Genomic DNA, 19411 nt, shown 5'->3' with positions numbered 1-19411 from the left:
CAACGAAAGCAGTGTGAGAAGGGTCGGATGAATCGCTTTCCGAACGGTCGTCGGTCGCAACCACGACCGTGGTGACGAGAACCGCGGTGCCGACCAGGAGTACGAAAACCGGCATACTGGCCAACCTGGAGCTCGCGTCGGCGCGAGCTCCAACACGGTCGCCACAGCGGGTGACGGCGGAAGTGTCAGCGGCAGCGGCCTGGCCAACAACGACCCGCAGGCCCGCCGTGACAGCGGCGATGGTCTTACGCGTGCTTCCAAAGGCAACAAGATTTTCCCTGGTCAGATCTGTGCGTCGCCGGTCATCGCTCATTCCGAGTCGGATCAAGAGGAGTGATGGCGATCCGATCGAACCACACCACCATCGGAGCGCGGCGATCGAGGGGGAGTCCCCTGAGTTCGAGCCATTGGGCGGGACAGGCCGTCGACACCGAAAACTCCACCGTCGATTTTACCCAGGCGTTGTTGCCTGCGCCTGTGGCCGGCACCGCGGGGACGGAGGCAAGCCTGTCGCCCCCGGGAGCGCATGTGATCGTCCATTCCATGCGCCCGGTCGGTTCACCCGCCTCGGTTCTTGATTGTGTGCGCAGGCTATACCGGCCGCCCGACAGGAACGTCTGTTGGCGTGCCATAATGGCTGTCGCGTAACCATCGTATTCTACCCTTAAGGCGGGATTTCCTCTGTCCGTGTCGTCTTCAATGACTTGGGCGACCGCGCCCGCCTTCTGGATCAATGACCACTGGAAGGGTTCCGGCGCGGTCTGATCATCGAAGCCGCCGTTGGTGACAGCTGTGTCTGTGCGCGGGCGGTTCAGGCGAGTCCGGACGGTTTTGATGGCCTCAATCTGCCCCCTTCCCATCATCTGGCTATAGAACTCCTGCAGCTCCGCTGTTGAAAGCGGTGCCCGACTTGATTGCAACAGCACTGCCAAGCTGGCGACGACCTGGAGGCCGCCGTTTGCGTCGTAAAGGCTGGACAGAAAGGTGGACCGCCACGGCGGGCGGGCAGCCAAAAGGCTGGTGAGCACCGGCAGGACACGTTGGGGGTCTTCGGCGGCAGCGACCGTGAACAGGCGAAACAGCTGGGGGTGGATATCCTCGCGACGCCGCGCCAGAGTGTCGGCGTGGGCGAAGGCGGAGGCGTAGTCGCCGCGTCGCAGTCGGTGCTCGACCAGCCAAGCATGGGCGGGATCGTCGCGCAGGCTCCAGTTTCCGGCCAAGGTAAGAATCTCGTCCGCCCTGTCGCGGCGCTCGGCCCGAGCCTCCGTCAGGCCGATCACCCGAAGCGCCCGAACGTCGAAGGGCGAATGGCCCAAGGCTTCCCGGCCAAGGGCGGCGGCGTCGTCAACGCGCCCTGCTGCCAGTTCAGCCTCGGCCGCGCGTCGCAACACCAGGGGCGATTCCGGGGCGATACGGATGGCGATCTCCACCGGCGCCCGCTGAATGATTGGCTGAGTGGCCATTTGCCATGCCAGCACAACGGCCCCGACGGTCAGGACGTAGGAGGCGACCTCAGAGACCTGAATCCGTCGAAACGACACAGAACCATCCGCCCTGTTTCTCAATCCCGTTTGCCCTTCTTCCCGCTCCCGGCCCCGGCCGTGGCCGGTTTTGACCCGTAGTTGTAGTCGTAAGCATAGTCATAGCTGCCGTACTGACTTGCCTTGGTATCGAACTTGGTCAGCACAGCGCCGATTATGCTGCTGTGATTAAATGCAAGGCGCCGCAGGGCGCCACGGGCCTGCGCGCGCCTCACACCTCGGGAAGAAACAATGAAGAGGGTGCCCTCGACCGCTTCGGTGAGGATGGGCGCATCGGCGAAGCCGAGAATCGGCGGCCCGTCGATTACGACATGATCGTAGCGGGTTTTCAGTTCATCAAGAAGCCGACGGAGCCGGTCACCGCCCCAAAGCTCGGCCGGGCTGGGCGGCAGCGGGCCGGATGAGATGATGTCAAGGTTCGCCTGTGGGGTGTTGCGAGCTACTTCCCCGATCTCGGCGGAGCCAGCCAGCAGATTGCTCATGCCCCTGTCGTTGTCGACGCCGACAACCCGGTGCATTGATGGGTTCCGCAGGTCGCCGTCGATCAGCAACACACGTTTTCCGATCCGCGCGAAGTTGAGAGCGATGGCATAGGCCGTCGTCGACTTGCCCTCGGCTGGAGACGCGCTGGTGACCAGCAGGGACCTCGGAGCGCCGTTCCCGGTTGAGAACTGAAGCGCCGTACGCAAGGAGTAATAGGCTTCCGAGAACGGCGACCGGGTGTCCGCCAGCGCCGCGAGCGCCGTGTCTCCTTTCTCAAAGAGCGGGATGACCCCCAGCACGGGAATGCCCAGCTTGCTTTCGACATCATCCGGGGTAGCGAGACTCTGATCGAGTGCTTCCAGGAGGAAGGCAATCACAACGCCCAGTCCGAGCCCCAGGATGATCGCCAACAGGATGTTGAGCAGCAGATCCGGCTTGGAAGGCTCGGCCGGCGGCTCCGCCGGGTCGATGATGGAAATGTTGTTGGTCGTCACACCGCCGGTGATGCCGACTTCCTTGTAGCGCTGCAGAAGGCCGTCATACAAAGTGCGGTTCGTATCCAGGTCCCGCTGAAGAATGTTGTACTGAACACTCCGGAACCTCAAGTCGAGGACGTCGCCCTTCAGGCCGTTGACCTGGGCCCGCAGCGAACGCTCCTGGTTCAGAGCGACGGTGTACTGACCCTGGATCGATTGGCGAACATTCAGGGCCGTTGCGTTGATCTGGCTGTCCAACTCATCAAGTTGCCCGCGCAACTGAACAAGTTCAGGCCAATCAGCCTGATAGATGCGAGATTTCTGCTCATATTCGGCGCGTGTCTTGGCGCGCATCTCGGTCAGGCCCTGGATCGTCAGATTCTGAAGCACCTCAGGCAGCGACATCGGGGAAGAGGTGCGGGCTTGCCGCCATTTCTCTTCTGCCGAGACGCGCTGGGCCGTGGCGTCCGCCAAAGCCTCGTTCAGCGCGACCAGGTTGTTGGCAGCGAGCGACTGGGTGCGATCGTTCGCGGTGTCGCCGTCCTGGATGTTGATGATTTGCTGAGCCGCAGCATAGGACACCAAGGCGCGTTCAGCGTTTTCCAGCGTAGCCTTGGTTTGGGCAAGTCGCTCCTCAAGGAAGGTGCGAGCGTATGAGGAGGATTGGTATTTACGGTCCAGATTCGCCTGAATAAAGTTGCTGGCGAAGGCATTGGCGATGCGGGCCGACAGAACTGGATCAGGACTGTTGAATGTCACAGCCACCAGGCGCGAGCCCCGAACCGGGATCACCCCAAGATTCGCCTGCACAACTTCAAGGACGGCCTCGCGTCGGGCGGCGAGGCGGCTCGCCGCTGTAGCGCCTTCCGCGATTTCCGGATCAGAAGCACCCATTTCGACAAGGAAGGCATCAGAGCTGGCCAGGCCGAGATTGTCGATCACTTGTTCGGCAAGAGAACGGCTTCGCAGGATACCGTACTGTGTCTGGAAAAACTCCTCTCCCTGAACCATCGATTCCCGCGGTTGAACCTCCGCGACGTCCAGAACTCGAGCCGCCTCCCTGTCGATCTGAACTGTGGTCGAGGCTGTATATATCGGTGTCATCAACAAGGTGACTGCGATACCGATCACCAAGGATGCTACAAATGTGCACCCGATCACCAGGCGGTGCTTGAGAGCGAGCCGCCAATATTCTGCAATATTAAAAACCGGATTCGCCGACGCGCCCGCCTGCATCGTTCCGTAGGTCATCAAGCCGGCAGCGCCCGCCGCTTCCCGATGCGCATCTGCGCGTCCATCTTGAGGGTTTTCACCAAGCATATTTCTAACCTGCGTAACAAATGGAGATCGGCCTAGCCGACGGTCGTAATCCGGAGTGGAGAGGTCAACTGCGGTTCGGGCCCCGCAATTTCAACTAGAGATAGGTGAAGGCTGCGAAGCTCGGTGCGGCGGCAATGGCAGGTTGCCCGAAGTATCAATTCGAACCTCTTCAAGGCTGAGGTCCTGGATCTGGGGAACCGACACAGCCAGCAGGTCAGACCGTCCTGTCCGGTAAGTGGGAGCGCCGGGATCGCTTCCGAAGGTCTGCAGCGCCAGAGGGTCTAAACGGCCAGCCACATCCGATGAGGCCGCGGGCATGGATCCTAACGAACACGCAGAGAGCATAAACAAGCAAGCTATCAGGAGCGCGCGCATAAAGTTCCGATCCCAAAGCGGGCGGGAAGCAGAAATTGCTGCTGCCTGCCAAACCCTTCGACGAACTCGAAGTGATCCGCTTCATGCCTTAGCAAGTCGCGCGACGAACTCAAAGGCCACCATGCGCAAGCCGCGCAAGTAGCAACAGGTCCGATCGGCCCTGTGTCGGTCCGGCCGATCCGGTATTCGGTCTCTAAGAAACTGGTCGCCATCGCATTCTGCAGCGCGATCCGGTCAACGGTCTGCAAGGCGTTTGACGTCGTCTCCCCCGGCGGGCCGGTCGAGCACGCGGCGACCGCGAAAAGGGCGACAAGGATAAGGTTACGCATGAATTTCCAGGTACAGGACAGGCTCGACGTGCGGCACCGCCCGCGGCGCGCCATTGTCCGACGATCAAGGGACAACCGCTCCGCCTGGTTCCAGAAAGTCGCACGGTGATTTCAGAGGCCGGCTTTCAGGGACGGGGCAGCGACAGACCTTCGGCGAGGGCTCGCGCCCTGAGATAGAAGTGCCGCGGCTTGTCGTCCCTCAGCACCAGCCTGACGGCTCCGACAGCCAGCGAGGTCGCGGCCGAGTAGAGGGTCCCCGCCCAGCCGTGGAACTTGCGCGTGAACAGCATCTGGTTGCGGAAATAATAGCGGATCGTGAAATTCGACAACGCCCCGCCGGTCGAACTGCTCACCTTGTGCAGCAGGATGACGGACGGGTCCACGAACAGGCGAAGACCCGCCTGCTTCATCCGCCACATGAAGTCGGTGTCGTCCCAGTAGACGAAGTAGCGTTCGTCCATCAGGCCGATCCGCTCGAACACGCTCCGGTCGATCATGGTGCAGCAGGTCGGCGCATAGTCGCTCTGGAACGGCTTGTCGCCGACGGCTGCCAGTTCCGCGTCGGAATGGTCGTGCTTGTTCATGATGCCGAACAGCCAAACGAACGACCCGCCGCCGTACCAGATCCGGTCCGGCCGGTCGTAGTAAGGGATCAACGGCGAGATCACGTCCGCCCCCGATGCCGCCATCTGACTGTCCAGCCGGGCCAGCAGGTCGGGCCCGAACTCCGTATCGTTGTTGATCAGGACCACGCGGTGCGCGCCCCCTGCGAGCGCCGCCTCGATGCCCTGGTTGTTGGCCGCGGCGACGCCGACATTGCCGTCGTTCAGGATGACCGTAACCCGCGGATCATCGATCTGCGCCAGCAGGGCGCGCGTGCCGTCGCTGCTGGCGTTGTCGATTACGATCAGCCGCCAGTCGGCCGGCTTCTGGGCCAACACCGACGCCATGAACGGCACCCACACGCCGGCGCCGTTGAACGTGACCGTGACGAGGGTTATCCTGGACACCTAAACCTGCCATCGCTACGACGCGGTCATTGAGTTTCGCGCCAAGAGCGTATATTCCCGCAGAGTCCCAAATGTAAACTGCGGATTATTCGCTTAGAACTGGCCGGTTTGGGGTCGATATTGGTCACCTGATGTATCAGATCTTCTCGGGCGGACGTATTTTCATCGCGGCTCTATGAAAAAATTCATATTACGCTTTTTGGACAGGTTACGGTCGGTCCCACCGCTCCCGATACTAAAGCGCGCGCCAGACGCAGTCATGTCGCGGCCGCGGCTTATACACAACCCAGAGCGCATCCGCATTGGCAAGAGGTGTCGGATTGGCGAGTATTCATACTTCTCGCCGATTGTTGAATATTCGGGTGAGAAATTCGAGCCATATATTGTCATTGGAGACGATGTCTACATCGGGCGGTTCTCCTGCATAACGTCATGCCAGTCTGTCATAATCGGTAACAACGTCGTGCTGTCGGAACACGTTTACATTAGCGACAACGAACACTCTAAAGATCGTCGCGACGTTCCGATAATGAAGCAACCGTTGCGTTCAAAAGGGCCGGTCCGGATCGGAGACTGGTGCTTTGTCGGCTACGGTGCGAAAATCTTGGGGGGTGTCGAGCTGGGCGAAGGCTGTGTCATCGGGGCCGGGGCGGTAGTTACTAAATCTTTCCCTGCCGGAAGCCGAATTGGCGGCGTTCCGGCGCGGTTGCTTAAGGAATGAGCATGTCTGCACCCGTTTCCGCAGAAGGCTACTACGACCATGATCAGTCCCGACTGCTCGCGTTTGTTCGCCCAGGATTTCGCTCCGTTCTGGAAGTTGGTTGCGCGGGTGGCGCACTCCTCCGCCGCCTGATTGACGACGGCGCGACTGTCGCCACCGGCGTCGAATATATCCCCTCGATTGCAGAGCGTGCGCGGGCAGCGTGCCCTGAAGCCAAAATTCTGTCCGGCGACATCTCGTCGTTCGGGCCTGAAGAGTTAGGGAACGGCTACGATCTCGCGATTGCCAGCTTTGTCCTTGAGCACGTCAACGATCCGTGGCTCGTCCTGAAGCACATCGTTGATAGGATCCGGCCCGGCGGGCAGTTCGTCGGTGCGCTGCCGAATGTTCAGCACTGGAGCGTGACCTTCCCGCTCATTTTCAGAGGCAAGTGGGAGTACGTCGAGGAGGGTATCATGGATCGGACGCACTACCGGTTCTTCACCCGCTCCTCGATCGACGAGTTGCTGCGGTCTGCCGGACTTGTCGATGTCAGGATCGAACCCGTGCTGTTGAACAAGTCGGCGCTTGCAAATCGCATGACGCTCGGTCTGGCCTCGGGCATGCTGACGCGGACTTATGAGTTCTCCGCCACAAAGCCGGGGTGACTGGCAGCGTCGCATCACTCATCAACCCTCGGCGCGAGGCCCTGAAGGATGACGAAGTGAACCCCGGTGCCGTACAACCTGGATCGCAAATGTTCGGTCTTCAGACGACAGTGTGAAGAACCAGACCGCGACCACCGCTGCGGCAAAGATGAGACCCGGTCCCACAAGTCCGACATCAGGTAGTGTCCGGTCCACCAGCCATCCCACCGCCGCGATCGGGATTAGCGCCAAGGCCGGCTGCATCACGCAGTGACGGAAATAATCGAAGCGACTGACCCCGCCCAGGGGCTGCTTCAGAGGGTGCTGAACCAGCAGGAGGGCGACGCCGACAACGGCGCCGATCGCCTTGGCGACCGCAACGCCGATCGCGCCCAGAAGCTGGCATAGCACCACGCTGGCGATAACGCTGACAGCGCCTTCCACCAAGGGAGTGGCGAACATCCGCCGCTGATAGCCGATTCCGATCGCCACGGTGACATAGGGCACCATCGCATTCCGGATCAGGGTCGCGAGGACGAGAACGGCCAGCAGGATGGTCGCCTGTGCGGCGTAGGCAGGACCGACCCACATGTTCAGGATCGCTTGGCCCTGGAAGATCAGTGGCGCTGAAACGACGATGGAGGCGGCGAGGATCAGGCGTGACGCGCGGAACAGGAGTGTGCGCAACTCCGCCGTTCCTTCGGCGTGATCCACTGAGGCCGCGGCCGGCACGAGCGCGCCGGCGAGAGAGCTGAGGACGCCCGACACCAGCGTGGTCAGGGTGACGCTCACGGCGAAGAAGGCCGTTGAGGCGTAGTCGTACCGCCCGACAATGAGCAGATCCAGGCCGCTGACCATCAGCATGGCGAAGTTCCAGATGGTCAGGCTGAAGCAGAAGCTGGCGAGTTCGCGGCCGTGTGCGGCTGAAACCTTCCGCAGGGCCAGACTGGGCGCCGGGGTGCGGGTCCGCCATGCGAACCACAGGCCGGCGACGGTGAGGGCCGAAATCAGCACATAGACAAGGCCCAGGACGCCGATGTCACGGAACTGGCCGGCGGCGATGAGCCCACACGCCAGCAGTATGCGCCCCGCGCCCTGAATCTGGGCCGGCACATGGGACCGTTGCAGACCGGTGAAGATGGCGGCGAAGACGGACGCCGGAAGGTTGATGGCGAGGGACAGTCCGACCAGCACGATGGCCGACCGGGTCTGGCCGACGAGCGCCGGGTCCAGTTCAGGAAGCAGCCGCTGGATCGAGAAGGCCGCGGCGAGGATAACCAAGAAGGCCGCCACGCTGGCGGTCGTCAGGAACCAGAAGGCGGTGGCGACGATGCCGTCCCTCTGCTCGCGGTCGCCGCGCGCGTCGCAATAGGCGACATAGCGGCCGACGGCCATCTGGATGCCGAAGCCAAACAGGCCGACATAGGCACCGATCTGAAGCGCTACGGCCCATGCACCGTAAGCGTCGGGTGCCAGCAGGCGCGTCAGGAACGGCGGCACGATCACGGCGACGAGAGCGCTGGAACTCCCGTTGACGACGTTCCAGATCGCGTTCGATAGGGTTTTGGCTTTCAAGCCGTCAGTCCTTCTTGGGCCCTTCGCGGGGCGGGACGTTTTCCTGAGCGCGGCTCAGGCCCGCATCAGGTTGCGCGCCTTAAGCTCGTTGTTGGCCTTGTCCAGCAGGTCCTCGGGCAGGGGCTGGGCGGAGACCCAGTCCGCGAAACGGCGAAGCCCCGTATCCAGATCGATCCGGGGTTCGTAACCAAGACGCTCGCGTAGCTGGCTGATATCGGCCCAGTTGTGGCGGATGTCGCCGAGGCGATACTCGCCGGTGATCACCAGGTCGGCCTGGCGGCCGAAGGCGCGGCTGAGGGACTCGGCGACCGACCGCACGCTGGTCGCCACGCCGGACCCGACGTTCACCACCGCGTCAGGCGCCTCCGGGGTCTCGATACAGGCCGAGATCGCGCCGACCACATCCTCGACGTGAACGAAGTCGCGGCTTTCCTCGCCGTCCTCGAACAGGGGCAGGGTAATGCCGCGGCGAATCCGGGTGGAGAATATTGAGAGGATGCCGGTGTACGGGTTGTTCAGGGACTGGCCCTCCCCGTAGACGTTTTGAAGACGCAGGATCGCATAGCCGATGCCGAAGGCTTCGCAGCCGATGCGGACCAGGTCCTCCTGCGCGTATTTCGTCGCCGCATAGATGGACGCCGGACGCGGCGGGTCGCTCTCGCGCGTCGGAACGGCCCTCAGGACATCTCCTGTCACTTCGTCCAACGGCTCCCAAATTCTCTCCGCGAGCTGGCGCGCCGAGCGGGCGGGGGGAGTGACGCGCGCCCCGTCCACCCGCGCATAGGCGCCCTCGCCGTAGATCGACCGGCTGGAGGTCAGGATCACTCGCTGCAGGGTTCGGTGCGTCTGGCTGGCGACGATGTCCAGCAGATTGGCGGCACCCTGGCTGTTGACGCCATTGTAGCGGGCGATCTCGTACATGGATTGACCGGTCCCCGTCTCGGCCGCGAGGTGCACCACGATCTCGACGCCCTCGAGCGCCCGCTCAAACGCGCCGCGATCTTCCACCGAGCCTTGAAGGAACTCGACGCCGGCGTCCGCAATCCAGGCCGGCGGCGTCGCGGCCGGACCGTGGATCTGTGGGCTGAGACAGTCGAGAATCCTCAGCTTGTGGCCGGATTCCAGCAGACGCGCGGAAAGCGCCGAGCCGATGAAGCCGGCACCGCCGGTGACCAGAACGTGGGCCATGAAGAAACGTGACGCTTTCTTTGACGATGGTTAGAGCGAGCGACATTAGCCAGCGGAGGTGCGAAACGCACCCGCTAATCGCTTTGGATAGGCCCCGAGCGTCCCCCCGCGCGGCGACAAGGGGATGGAGGCGCAGGTGGCTGCTTGCCGGGGTCGGCCGCCGCCGATAGTGTTTGGACATGCTATCTATTGTTCAAGCGAGATCCGCGGCCCGGACGCCGGCCGTCGGCGCGGCGGCGCACGACGAAGGTGCCAAGGCCATCGCCACGACCCTGCTCGCCGCAGGGCTGGCCAACGGCAACCGCCTGCCGGAATTGTTGACCGTGCTCGCTGCCCTCGCCCTGCTCCTCCTCGGGCGGAAGCTGACGTTGGCCACCACCATGAGGATCGTGGCTCCGCTGCTGGCCTTGCTGGGCGTGGGAGCGGTGGTGACCATCCTGACCGGTCATCTCGGCCTTGATGCGCTCCGCGCGACCTACTACGTCCTCCGGGTTCCGGTTTGGCTCGGACTGGGCATCGCGCTGGTCGTTCACTTCCGGGACATCCGCGTGCCCCTGAACGCGCTGATGCTCGCCGCTGTCGGGCTGAGCGTCTACTTCATTGGCCTGTACGTCACGTCGCCCGAGATCGTGGCCCAGGGACGTTATGTACTGCGTACCGAACTCGCCGGCGGCTGGTTGATCCTGCCGCTCGGGGCCGCCGCGGCGGTCTACGCCCTCATCACCCAGCCGCGGATAAGCGCGGCCGGCGCGTTATGGCTGGGCACCGTCGTCGTTCTGGCCGCCGCCACCATCGTGCTGAGCCAGTCGAGGACGGCGCTGGTCGCCGGCGGCATGGTCTTCATCGGAATGGCCGGGCTCATTCCCTTCCGTCTGTACGCCTGGGGTGTCGTTCCGGTCATCTATGCGGCCTTGTTCGTGCTCACCACGCCGATCCTGTCGATGCTTCTGTCGGTCGATCTTGTCAGTTTGCTGGACTATTCCGCGCCCGCCGTCCTGCGCGAAGTCCTAGCGCTCGACCGCACGGCCGCCGGCGATATCAACTCGTTCTGGCGGGGATATGAGACGTTCTCAGCGTACAATTTCGTGCAGGGACAGGGCCTATGGAACACGGTGTTCGGCACCGGCCTGCACAGCGTCGTGCCGCTGCGCGAACTGATGCTGCTGCAAGGCAGCACCTATGCCGGCATTCCGGTCTTCCACAGCCTGTTCTCCTTCGCTTTTGTCAGGGCCGGGGTAATAGGCATCATTCTGATCGGGCTGCAGCACGTCGTCCTCGCCCTGCCGCTGCAGCGGCTCGCCCTGTCGCCGATCCGACAGTTCCGCCTGCTGGGACGTTATGGCTGTGGCCTGCACCTGGCGATGCTGCTTTCGGTGCCGACGACCGCTGGTTTTCTGAACCAGGGCGAGGGAGGATCAACGCCTTTGCTGGCCCTCGGCCTGATCATCGGGTGCAGCCTGCTGGTCGGACAGGCGCACGTCGCCAAGGGCTTGGGGAGCCCGAACGCGGCAGCTCAGCCGCGTGGGCCGACCCCGGCGCGATTCGCCTGGCGCGGGCCTGTGTCACCGCCGTCGGGCTGACCTCAGCCTTGGCCCCTGGCTCCGTCAAGGCCGGAATCCGCGGGGGCTCCCTTGCATTGTTCGAAGGTGCCGGTATGGGGATCGCGCGTTTGTGAGAGACACTATGACAAAGTCTGCCTTCATTACCGGAATAGCCGGCCAGGACGGAGCGTATCTGGCCAAGCTGCTGCTTGAAAAGGGTTACGAGGTACAGGGAGGAGTGCGTCGTAGCAGTTCCAACCCGATTGGCCGGCTTGAAGAGTTGGGAATCTCCGGCGACGTCAAGCTCCACGACTTTGATCTTGCCGAGATGACCAACGTTCAGCGAGTCCTCGACAAGGTCGCGCCTGACGAAATCTATAACCTCGCCGCCCAGAGCTTTGTGAGCACCTCGTTCGAACAGCCGATCTATACAGCCAATGTCGACGCACTTGGCGTGATGCGGATGCTGGAGGCACTGCGCGCCAGCGGGTCGCAAGCCCGCTTCTATCAGGCTTCGACTTCCGAAATGTTCGGCAAGGTTCGTGCGGTGCCCCAGACCGAGGATACGCCGTTCCATCCCCGCAGCCCGTACGGCGTCTCGAAACTGTTTGGCCACTGGGCCACGATCAACTACCGCGAAGCCTACGGAATGTTCGCCTGCTCTGGCATCCTGTTCAATCACGAGTCCCCGCTGCGCGGGTCTGAGTTCGTGACCCGCAAGATCACCCGGACGCTTGCGAGGATCAAACACGGGCAGGCCGATGTGCTTGAACTCGGTAACCTGGACGCGCAGCGGGATTGGGGTTTCGCTGGCGACTACGTCGAAGGGATGTGGCGCATGCTTCAGGCAGATACTCCCGACGATTTCGTTCTCGCGACGGGTGAGACCCGCAGTGTCCGGTCCTTCGTCAGCGGGGCTGCGGACAGCATCGGCATGCGGGTCGTTTGGTCAGGCGAGGGCCTCGACGAGGTCGCGCATGACGCCCGGACCGGCGCTTTGGTCGTGCGCGTCTCGCCTGAGTTCTTCCGCCCCGCCGAAGTGGACCTGCTCATCGGCAGCGCGTCCAAGGCCGAGGAGAAGCTGGGTTGGAAGCGTGCTGTCAGCTATGATCAGCTCGTCGTCATGATGGCCGAGGCCGACGAGCGGCGGGTCGTCGAACGCCGCTTCAACTTCTGATGTCTCATGCATGAGCGCCGTGGGCAAATAACGTGACGCTTAGGCTGGCCATTGACGGTCATGTGCTGACGGGAAAGTCGCAAGGATCACGAACGGTTCTGGCGCGCCTGGTCGAGGCGCTTCAGGCGGAGGGTCTGGCTGATGGAATCGTCTTGTTCTCCGACGATCCGGAACAAATCCGTCAGGCTTACCCTGGTGTCGAGCATAGACAGCTGCCGTCGTCGTCCTCTTCGCGCCGACTGCTCCTCGACTTCCCGCGTCTGCTTCGCCGGGAGCGGGTCAGGGCGGCGCTATTCACCTACATCGCGCCACCCCTGTCGCCAGTGTCGACGGTCGTGTTCATGCACGACATTCTGCCGGTCACCCACCCGCAGTACTTTCCCTGGGCCTTCGCCTTCCGATTCAGGCTCCTGACGCTTCTCACGCTAATTCAGGCGAAGCGCGTTCTCACCATCAGCGAGTCGAGCGCCGCCTCAATCCGACGCCTCTTCCCCTTCGCATCCAGCAAGGTCCATGTGCTGCTGCTGGGACCGTCATTCGATGAGGCCGTCTATGAGGTGGCTGAACCGGATCCCGCCAAACGGCCCTACATTCTTGCGGTCGGACGGATAGAACGCCGTAAAAACATCAGCTTGCTCGTAGAGGCCTTTCTGGCGGCCGACCTGCCCGACGTCGACCTTGTCATCGTCGGCTCTCACCACATGGGTTACGAGTGGAAGGTCCCATCGGATCACCGGATCCGGCAGCTCTCCAATGTCTCTGATGCGGAACTGATCGACCTATACCGAGGGGCGTCGCTGTTCGTCTTCCCAAGCAGCGCTGAAGGTTTCGGTATACCGCTGCTTGACGCAACGCTTTTCGGGCTGCCCGTCATCTCGTCCAGCCGGACGTCGATGCCAGAGGTCGCGGGATCACTGGCGACCTACTTCGACCCGGAAAGGGACGACGCGAGGGACGTGTTGCGTGACCTTATCTCCGGGCATTTTGGTTCAGAACCAATCCGTCCGGCCTCGGCGGGTGACCGGCAGGCGCAACTCGCCAAATTCTCCTGGCACAGAGTTGCCCGGCGCTTCGCCCAGATTGTCAGGGACGTCGCCGCCTAGGCGGCGGCCGTCGCCAGTTCACCACATGTCTTGACATCGGCGCTCGCGTAAAGATCCAGAAGCTTGCGCCGGATGTCGCCGATGCTGAGTTTCCGCCGCAACTGGCTGACGGTGCCGCTGTTCGGCAGGGGCGGCAGATCGGGGTCGAAGTCGTGCGGGTGCAGGTAAAGAACCTGGTATTGCTCGCGGCGGGCGAGATGGTTCAGGAGAGGACCGGGGGCCAGTCGAAAATAGCCTCCCCCGAACACGGTCAGGTCACGGCCCGCGATCCTGACTCCCGGTACGGGAACTTCAAAGATGTCGATCCCGAGACTTTCGCCTAGATGCATAGGCCTCGGGTACTGCTCGGCGGAGTGTCCCCCCCCGTAGACCCTCCCCGCGGTTGTGATGGAGGAGTCGACGCGGAACCCCATCCCGGCGAGTTCGGTAAGGAGTTCGCGGCTGCGCGCCGGCGGGAAGCTGAATGAGGGCGCGCGATACGCCTCCACCGCGACACCTGCGGCGTCCTCGATGATCTGCCGAGCCGTGAGGGTCGTCTCCCGGAATTCCGCGGTCGTCTGGGTGCTGACATCCTCGTGCAACAGGGAGTGACAGCCGACCTCATGGCCGCGGGCCACGACCTCGCGAACCCGCTCGGGGAAGGTCTTAGCGTACCAGCCGATGAAGAAGAAGGTGCTCTTGACCCCGGCCTCGTCGCAAAGGTCGAGATATTCCGCCATGGGGCCGGCGCTGCGGTCCGGCATGCCGCCCCAGTCCGCCGGATCGACGCACGGAGGCGTAGACGTCCACCAGGGTTCGACGTCAAACGAGTTAACGAGCAGCATCGGCGTCCCTGAACACGGCTTTGTATCGCTCGTATATCGTATTGGGGTGGAAGCGCATATCGCGGGTAGGACGCCGGGTGTACGGCGTCGGTTCGGCAAGATGGCGTCGCATCAGCTCCGTCAGCTGCTCCGCATCGGCGAAATAGTCTGACTCGGCACCGGCGACTTCGCGGTTGTATTTGTTGTCGTGACAGCCGAGGCGGCCCGTCACCGAAGCGAGAGCTTCGAGGAGCGACGGATTGGTGCCCCCCACCGAATGTCCGTGCAGATATACGGTGGCGTTCGACCGGACCTGGTCCAGGATTTCCTGATCATATATCCCGCCGATGAAGCGGATGTTCGGGCTCGCCCGGGATGCCAGGACGGAATGATAGAAAGGCGTTGTCGTGCCGCCGATGATGACGAGCTCGCACCTCGGATCCGCCAAGGCTTCGAACGCCTCCACAATCATGCCGATGTTGTTCTCCGGCTCAAGCCGGGCGACGACCAGCACATATGGCCGGTCGAGCGCGTAGGCCTCACGGGTCGCGTGCGTCAGCGCGGCTGCCTTGGGTTCGGGCGCTGAATACGGGATGTACCAAGCTTCCGTACTCAGCCTGAAATCCGATCTGAGCGCTTCCGCGTCGATCACGATCCGCTTGGCGGCGAGCATCGCCGGCGCATACATCGCCCAGACGATAAGGCGCCCAAGGCGCGACCATTTCGTGCGCCGCCATTCGCATCCGTCCGGATTGACGATCAGGGCCTTGCCTCTCAAGCCCGGCCAGAAGGCGAAGATGGACAGGGCGACGCCGCAGCAGAGGATGACGTCGCATTCCCTCGAGGCCAAGTAGGCCGATCGGAAATAGTACCAGAACGGTCGGTCCTTTTTCGTGCAGCCCACTGATCTGAGCGCCGTCCAGGAATTGTGCGGGGTGTCCTCGCCTTCGCCATAGACCGCGAAGCGAACGCCGTCGTCGGCCCAACGCGGATCGTCGACAAGCAGTTCGACGAAGCGCTCAAAGCCGCCGTGGCTGTTGGGGATCCCGCGTGTGCCTATGGTGCCGACGGTGAGCATGGTGGTCCGGATTGTTGAATGGCGGTCTGGCGGTTGACGCCAATCCCGAGGAAGCGCCGCAGACGGCCCGAAAAGAGCTAGAGCCGCTGGCGTTTGAGGCGATGGTTCTGCAGCTGCCCGGTTTCGAAGCTGATCTTCGTGGGCACCATGTAGGGCTGCAAGCGCTCGGCGCAGTGGCGCTTGATGGTTTTCCGCATCTCGGCGGGGTCGTGACCCTCCGGGATGACGACGCGGGCCACCACGATCTTGCCGGTCAGCACATGAGCCTCACCGTGGACCGACGCGTCGAGCACGCCGTCGACTTCGAGCAGGACGGTCTCTACTTCGGCGGGATAGACCTTTTGGCCCCCGACGTTGATCAGGTCCGATTTTCGGCCGAGGATCTTCAGATACTCACCGTCTTCCTCGACGAGGTCTCCGGTCCTGAAATAGCCGTCCTCGGTGATGGGCGACGGATGGTTGATGTAGCCGAGCATTGTGGCGGTCGCCTTGATCTCGAGCATCCCGTCCACCACGCGAAGGTCGTAACCCTTCCCGCCGAGCTTGACCCAGAGAGACCCGTCGCTTCTCGACTTGGCGCGCAACACGCCCAGTTCGATCATTCCGTAGGTCTGCCGCAGGTCGACGGCCGGGAAGGTCACTCGAAGCCGATCCAGGGTGCTGGCGGGCATCGGTTCGGCCCCGAATGAAATGACCTTAAGGCTGGAAAGGTCATGCCGTTGAACGGCACCGCTGATGAGCAGCATGTTGAGGAACGAGGGTGTGGCAGGCAGAAGTTCGATGCGATAGCGGTCGATCATCGTACAGATGTCGTCGGGCTTCCGGCTGTCGGGCAACACAAGCATGGACCCACTTGAGAGGCTGTGCAGCAGCGTGTTGAGCCCGCCCCAATGGTCGAACAGGAGGAAATTCAGCGTCACCATGGCGGGACGCACGTCATGGAACTTTTCTAGCAGCCGCGAGAAATCGTGGACGACAGCCTTGGGGCGCCCGGTAGACCCCGAGGTGAACAGCACCAGCCCGGCCGCATCACGCTCGCGGAGGGCCTGGTAATGGGCGTTGGCGACGACGGGGCGCGCGCGCCTCTCGACCGATGACTGTTCTGCATCGACGATCAGGTCCGGCTCGATCTCGTCGAGCTGCTCCTCGACGCTCCGCAGCGTTGCGCGCGTCAGCGGGGCCGTGATCGCGCCAAGTTCTACGAGCGCTAACAGGTGGCCGATGGCCTCAAACGTAAAATCTCCGATCAGGACCACGGTCGTTCCGCTGCCCACGCCCTGGTCGGCCAGCCAGCGCTTGCTCGCCTCGATCTGCCCGAAAAGTTGGCGGCCGGTGACGCTTTCTCCCCGGAACCCTAGCACCCGTTCGTCCGCGTTCTCGAGAAGGCGCGCCTTGAGGAAGTCGATGACTGACATGGCGTTTCCGTCGTTGATGGTCAGGTCTGGACCAGCGCCGTCGCCCAAGATAGACCTACGCCGAAACCGCAGACAACGATACGTTGACCGGGCCCGAGGCGTCCACACTTCTGCGCTCGCGACATTGCAACAGGGATCGATGCAGAGACCAGATTACCTGTCTCTTCGAGATCGACCACAAATCTCTCCGCCGACAAGCAAAGCGCCCTGCGAATGCCCTCGAGAGCAACGGCGCTCGCTTGGTGGAAAATAAACAGATCAACGTCAGCGATCGTCATCTGATGTTTGGCGAGCAGGTCGCGCACGGCCCCGGGAATCGTCGAGTTGAAGAACGACAGGACGCCGAGGCCGTCCATCTCGATGTGCTCCTGGGATCGTCGGTTGCCGCTCCGGTCGACATACTCCGCCCGCGTCGTTTCGCTGACCGGAAGACGGGCACCGCCCGCCCGGACAATGAACCGGCCATGCTGGCTGCCGGCAGTTCCGGTCTGCACGTCGAGGATTTGCATCCCGGCCGGGTTCGTGGAGATGATTGTCGCCGCTGCGCCGTCGCCGAAAAGCGAACGCGTCGCCCGATCGCCCTCGTGGATCAGGCGCGAGTAGGTGTCCGCGGTGACCAACAGGACACGACTCGCCGCACCGCTGACGATCATGCTGCGCGACAACATTAACCCGTAGGTGAAGCCAGAGCAGGCCAAGGTGATGTCGAACGCGCTGACCGACGTTTTCAGCTTCAGTCGGCCATGGAGGACGCAGGCGTTCGGCGGGATCGGGTGGTCCGGAGTCTCTGTGCAGAAGATCACGGCGTCGATCTCGTCCGCCTTCAGAAGTCCCTGCGCCTCGAGATGGCGGCAGGCGCGCTCGCCCAGGTCGAGCGCCGTTTCACCCGGTGCGGCGATCGGGCGAGACGTGACGCCGGTCTTGCCGATCAGGCTGGTGAAGTCCCATTCCGGAAACTGCGCCGCCAATTCGTCGTTGGTCAGAGTCGTTGAGCCGAGCGCGACGCCAATCCCCTCAATGCCGGCCTGCATGCTCGCCCTTTTCGGAATCCAGAATATGGCCAAAAAACTGCGCCAGCGTGGTGGGGCGTCCGTGGCCGGGATAGGCCTGCAGTGTCGGAGGCAGACCGCGGAGGACATCCAGGCTCTGCTCGAGTTTCTTGCGATCACCGCCCGGCAAATCCGTTCTGCCCGGCCCCTTGGAAAGGAGCGTGTCGCCTGTGAACAGCGCATCTTCGATCAACAGACAGACGGACCCATCGGTGTGCCCCGGCGTCTCGATCCACTCCACGGACAAACTCCCGAGGGCCACAGGATTCGACTCCGTCTTCAGATCGATGACCGTCCCGGGCACGCGAATGGCTTCGCGGGATTGGAACAGCGCCTTGTAGAGGTTTGCTCGCCGCAAGAGGGCGTGGTCTCCGCTGTGTAGCAGAAACGGCGCGCCCGTAGCGTCGATCAGGTCCTGAACAGCGCCGATGTGATCGAAGTGGCCGTGGGTGTTCACAATGCCCTTCAGCGTAGCGTTTCGGCTCTCCAGAGCAGTCAGGAAGCGGTCCGCCTCGCCACCCGGGTCGATGACGAGAGCATCGCCCCCGGAACCGACGACGACGTAGCCGTTCTGCCGGAAAGGTCCGGTGGTCAGGGCCAAGACGTCCATCATACGCCCCCGAAATACAGCGTCTGGCCGGTGATGTTGCGCGCTTCAGGCGCGGCCAGAAAGTCGAGGGCATGCAGCACTTCGGACACGTCAAGCATTGCCGGTTTGGCGAGACGTGCGGTTTTCGCCTGCAAGGCAGCGGGGGACAGGCCCTCTACCATTCCGGAGCCCGCGACGAGCGACAGGCCGAGCGCGTTGAACGTGATGTCCTCTGTCGGACCGATCTCATTGACGAAGGTGCGCATCAGCGCCTCAAGACCCGCCTTGGACGCGTTGTAGGCAGCACCGCCGACGCTCGCCATCGGGACGTTGATCGACGTCATGTTCACGATTCTGCCGAACCGGCGCCGCTTCATGTGCTTCAATGCTTCTCTCGAAACCAGGAAGGCGGTGGTGAGGTTTGCAGTCAGGGTCGCGTTGAAGGTCTGAGCTTTTGTAAGGAGAGCCAGACTGGTCTGGGAAACCCCCGCGTTGTTCACGCAAAGCCGGATTCCGCCCGCCTCGGCGTTGAGCTTCGCGAACACGCCGACGACCTCCGCCTCGTCAGTCAGGTCGATCTGGATATGACGGTAATTCTCATGTTCGAAGCCTGCAGGAGACCGGGCGAGGCCGACGACCTGATCTCCTCGGGAAGCTAGCCGCTCGGCCAAGAGGCACCCGAGACCTCGGCTTGAGCCTGTAATCAGGACTGTCTCAGGCCGCTCAGTCGGCAAGCTTCTTGTCCACCAAGCTCGCCAGAGAGCCTACAGTCGCCAATGGGCGGGACTCGTCCGTGAACGTTTCCTCGTCGACCAGCGTGATCGCCTTGCCGGTCCGGTCCGCGACAAGTTCCTCGACCGCGACCACAAGGTTGACGAGCGAGAGAGAGTCGATCGTTCCCTCTTCGCCAAGCAGTACGGTGTCTGCCGTCTTGCCGATCTTCGAGCCGGTGACGATCTGCTCGTTCACGATGTCGATCGCATCAAAGACCAAGCTGAGGAAGTTCATGTCG

The 19411-nt window shown here is 62.7% G+C and carries 18 protein-coding genes; 5 read left to right on the top strand and 13 right to left on the bottom strand.

Features of this window, described 5'->3' with window-relative positions; translation table 11 throughout:
• Positions 1–302: 302 nt before the first annotated feature.
• The 4 genes from ACP7AS_RS00700 to ACP7AS_RS00685 all read right to left on the bottom strand — a co-directional run bounded on the left by ACP7AS_RS00700 (position 303) and on the right by ACP7AS_RS00685 (position 5534).
• Entirely contained in the window at positions 303–1541 is a 1239-nt protein-coding gene (locus ACP7AS_RS00700) for a tetratricopeptide repeat protein (protein ID WP_426026905.1), read from the bottom strand.
• A gap of 20 nt (positions 1542–1561) precedes the next feature.
• On the bottom strand, positions 1562–3820 hold the full coding sequence (locus ACP7AS_RS00695) for a GumC family protein (protein WP_426026904.1): 2259 nt from the start codon (positions 3818–3820) through the stop codon (positions 1562–1564).
• 359 nt (positions 3821–4179) lie between these two features.
• Positions 4180–4524, bottom strand: a complete 345-nt coding sequence (locus tag ACP7AS_RS00690) for a hypothetical protein (protein ID WP_426026903.1) — start codon at positions 4522–4524, stop codon at positions 4180–4182.
• 125 nt (positions 4525–4649) lie between these two features.
• Positions 4650–5534, bottom strand: a complete 885-nt coding sequence (locus ACP7AS_RS00685; RefSeq protein ID WP_426026902.1) for a glycosyltransferase family 2 protein — start codon at positions 5532–5534, stop codon at positions 4650–4652.
• Positions 5535–5709: 175 nt separating this feature from the next.
• On the opposite strand from ACP7AS_RS00685, the gene ACP7AS_RS00680 reads away from it, so the two are divergent.
• Entirely contained in the window at positions 5710–6255 is a 546-nt protein-coding gene (locus ACP7AS_RS00680; protein ID WP_426026901.1) for an acyltransferase, read from the top strand.
• Between the two features lie 2 nt (positions 6256–6257).
• Positions 6258–6902, top strand: a complete 645-nt coding sequence (locus ACP7AS_RS00675; protein ID WP_426026900.1) for a class I SAM-dependent methyltransferase — start codon at positions 6258–6260, stop codon at positions 6900–6902.
• A 21-nt stretch (positions 6903–6923) separates the two neighbouring features.
• Here the strand turns inward: ACP7AS_RS00675 and ACP7AS_RS00670 are convergent, their stop codons facing one another.
• Both ACP7AS_RS00670 and ACP7AS_RS00665 read right to left on the bottom strand, forming a co-directional pair.
• The gene (locus ACP7AS_RS00670) at positions 6924–8456 is read right to left on the bottom strand and encodes an MATE family efflux transporter (RefSeq protein ID WP_426026899.1); all 1533 of its coding nucleotides are present in this window, start codon (positions 8454–8456) and stop codon (positions 6924–6926) included.
• Positions 8457–8510: 54 nt separating this feature from the next.
• Positions 8511–9644 carry an NAD-dependent epimerase/dehydratase family protein gene (locus ACP7AS_RS00665; protein WP_426026898.1) on the bottom strand — a complete coding sequence of 378 codons (1134 nt, stop codon included), beginning with the start codon at positions 9642–9644 and terminating at the stop codon, positions 8511–8513.
• Between the two features lie 179 nt (positions 9645–9823).
• Between ACP7AS_RS00665 and ACP7AS_RS00660 the strand changes: the two genes are divergently transcribed.
• From ACP7AS_RS00660 to ACP7AS_RS00650, 3 genes are all read left to right on the top strand, one after another.
• Positions 9824–11224, top strand: a complete 1401-nt coding sequence (locus ACP7AS_RS00660) for a hypothetical protein (protein ID WP_426026897.1) — start codon at positions 9824–9826, stop codon at positions 11222–11224.
• Positions 11225–11327: 103 nt separating this feature from the next.
• The gene (gene gmd / locus ACP7AS_RS00655; RefSeq protein ID WP_426026896.1) at positions 11328–12362 is read left to right on the top strand and encodes a GDP-mannose 4,6-dehydratase; all 1035 of its coding nucleotides are present in this window, start codon (positions 11328–11330) and stop codon (positions 12360–12362) included.
• A gap of 32 nt (positions 12363–12394) precedes the next feature.
• A complete protein-coding gene (locus ACP7AS_RS00650; protein ID WP_426026895.1) occupies positions 12395–13465 on the top strand; it encodes a glycosyltransferase family 4 protein in 1071 nt (356 codons plus the stop codon).
• Here the strand turns inward: ACP7AS_RS00650 and ACP7AS_RS00645 are convergent.
• From ACP7AS_RS00645 to ACP7AS_RS00615, 7 genes are all read right to left on the bottom strand, one after another.
• The gene (locus ACP7AS_RS00645; RefSeq protein WP_426026894.1) at positions 13462–14289 is read right to left on the bottom strand and encodes a polysaccharide deacetylase family protein; all 828 of its coding nucleotides are present in this window, start codon (positions 14287–14289) and stop codon (positions 13462–13464) included. The genes ACP7AS_RS00650 and ACP7AS_RS00645 overlap by 4 nt on opposite strands.
• Positions 14276–15346, bottom strand: a complete 1071-nt coding sequence (locus ACP7AS_RS00640; RefSeq protein WP_426026893.1) for a glycosyltransferase — start codon at positions 15344–15346, stop codon at positions 14276–14278. The genes ACP7AS_RS00645 and ACP7AS_RS00640 overlap by 14 nt, the downstream gene beginning before the upstream one ends.
• 77 nt (positions 15347–15423) lie before the next feature.
• The gene (locus ACP7AS_RS00635) at positions 15424–16761 is read right to left on the bottom strand and encodes a class I adenylate-forming enzyme family protein (RefSeq protein ID WP_426026892.1); all 1338 of its coding nucleotides are present in this window, start codon (positions 16759–16761) and stop codon (positions 15424–15426) included.
• A gap of 20 nt (positions 16762–16781) precedes the next feature.
• Complete coding sequence (locus ACP7AS_RS00630; RefSeq protein WP_426026891.1) at positions 16782–17792, bottom strand: 3-oxoacyl-ACP synthase III family protein; 1011 nt, start codon at positions 17790–17792, stop codon at positions 16782–16784.
• Positions 17776–18411 carry an MBL fold metallo-hydrolase gene (locus ACP7AS_RS00625; protein WP_426026890.1) on the bottom strand — a complete coding sequence of 212 codons (636 nt, stop codon included), beginning with the start codon at positions 18409–18411 and terminating at the stop codon, positions 17776–17778. Before ACP7AS_RS00625 ends, ACP7AS_RS00630 begins: the two co-directional genes overlap by 17 nt.
• 8 nt (positions 18412–18419) lie before the next feature.
• Complete coding sequence (locus ACP7AS_RS00620) at positions 18420–19133, bottom strand: SDR family NAD(P)-dependent oxidoreductase (protein ID WP_426026889.1); 714 nt, start codon at positions 19131–19133, stop codon at positions 18420–18422.
• Positions 19123–19407 (bottom strand): hypothetical protein, encoded by a 285-nt coding sequence (locus ACP7AS_RS00615; RefSeq protein ID WP_426026888.1) that lies wholly within the window; start codon positions 19405–19407, stop codon positions 19123–19125. Before ACP7AS_RS00615 ends, ACP7AS_RS00620 begins: the two co-directional genes overlap by 11 nt.
• Between the last annotated feature and the right edge of the window lie 4 nt (positions 19408–19411).

The organism is Brevundimonas sp. TWP2-3-4b2 (assembly GCF_049897345.1).
In the GTDB taxonomy this organism is placed as follows: Bacteria; Pseudomonadota; Alphaproteobacteria; order Caulobacterales; family Caulobacteraceae; genus Brevundimonas.
This window is presented reverse-complemented; position numbering and strand designations above follow the sequence as displayed.

Excerpts from the sequence above, each read along its gene's own strand:
- ACP7AS_RS00695 (WP_426026904.1), bottom strand. The coding sequence starts at position 3,820 with ATGCTTGGTGAAAACCCTCAAGATGGACGCGCAGATGCGCATCGGGAA.
- ACP7AS_RS00690 (WP_426026903.1), bottom strand. The coding sequence starts at position 4,524 with ATGCGTAACCTTATCCTTGTCGCCCTTTTCGCGGTCGCCGCGTGCTCG.
- ACP7AS_RS00680 (WP_426026901.1), top strand. The coding sequence starts at position 5,710 with ATGAAAAAATTCATATTACGCTTTTTGGACAGGTTACGGTCGGTCCCA.
- ACP7AS_RS00675 (WP_426026900.1), top strand. The coding sequence starts at position 6,258 with ATGTCTGCACCCGTTTCCGCAGAAGGCTACTACGACCATGATCAGTCC.
- ACP7AS_RS00665 (WP_426026898.1), bottom strand. The coding sequence starts at position 9,644 with ATGGCCCACGTTCTGGTCACCGGCGGTGCCGGCTTCATCGGCTCGGCG.
- ACP7AS_RS00660 (WP_426026897.1), top strand. The coding sequence starts at position 9,824 with ATGCTATCTATTGTTCAAGCGAGATCCGCGGCCCGGACGCCGGCCGTC.
- gmd (WP_426026896.1), top strand. The coding sequence starts at position 11,328 with ATGACAAAGTCTGCCTTCATTACCGGAATAGCCGGCCAGGACGGAGCG.
- ACP7AS_RS00645 (WP_426026894.1), bottom strand. The coding sequence starts at position 14,289 with ATGCTGCTCGTTAACTCGTTTGACGTCGAACCCTGGTGGACGTCTACG.
- ACP7AS_RS00640 (WP_426026893.1), bottom strand. The coding sequence starts at position 15,346 with ATGCTCACCGTCGGCACCATAGGCACACGCGGGATCCCCAACAGCCAC.
- ACP7AS_RS00635 (WP_426026892.1), bottom strand. The coding sequence starts at position 16,761 with ATGTCAGTCATCGACTTCCTCAAGGCGCGCCTTCTCGAGAACGCGGAC.
- ACP7AS_RS00630 (WP_426026891.1), bottom strand. The coding sequence starts at position 17,792 with ATGCAGGCCGGCATTGAGGGGATTGGCGTCGCGCTCGGCTCAACGACT.
- ACP7AS_RS00615 (WP_426026888.1), bottom strand. The coding sequence starts at position 19,407 with ATGAACTTCCTCAGCTTGGTCTTTGATGCGATCGACATCGTGAACGAG.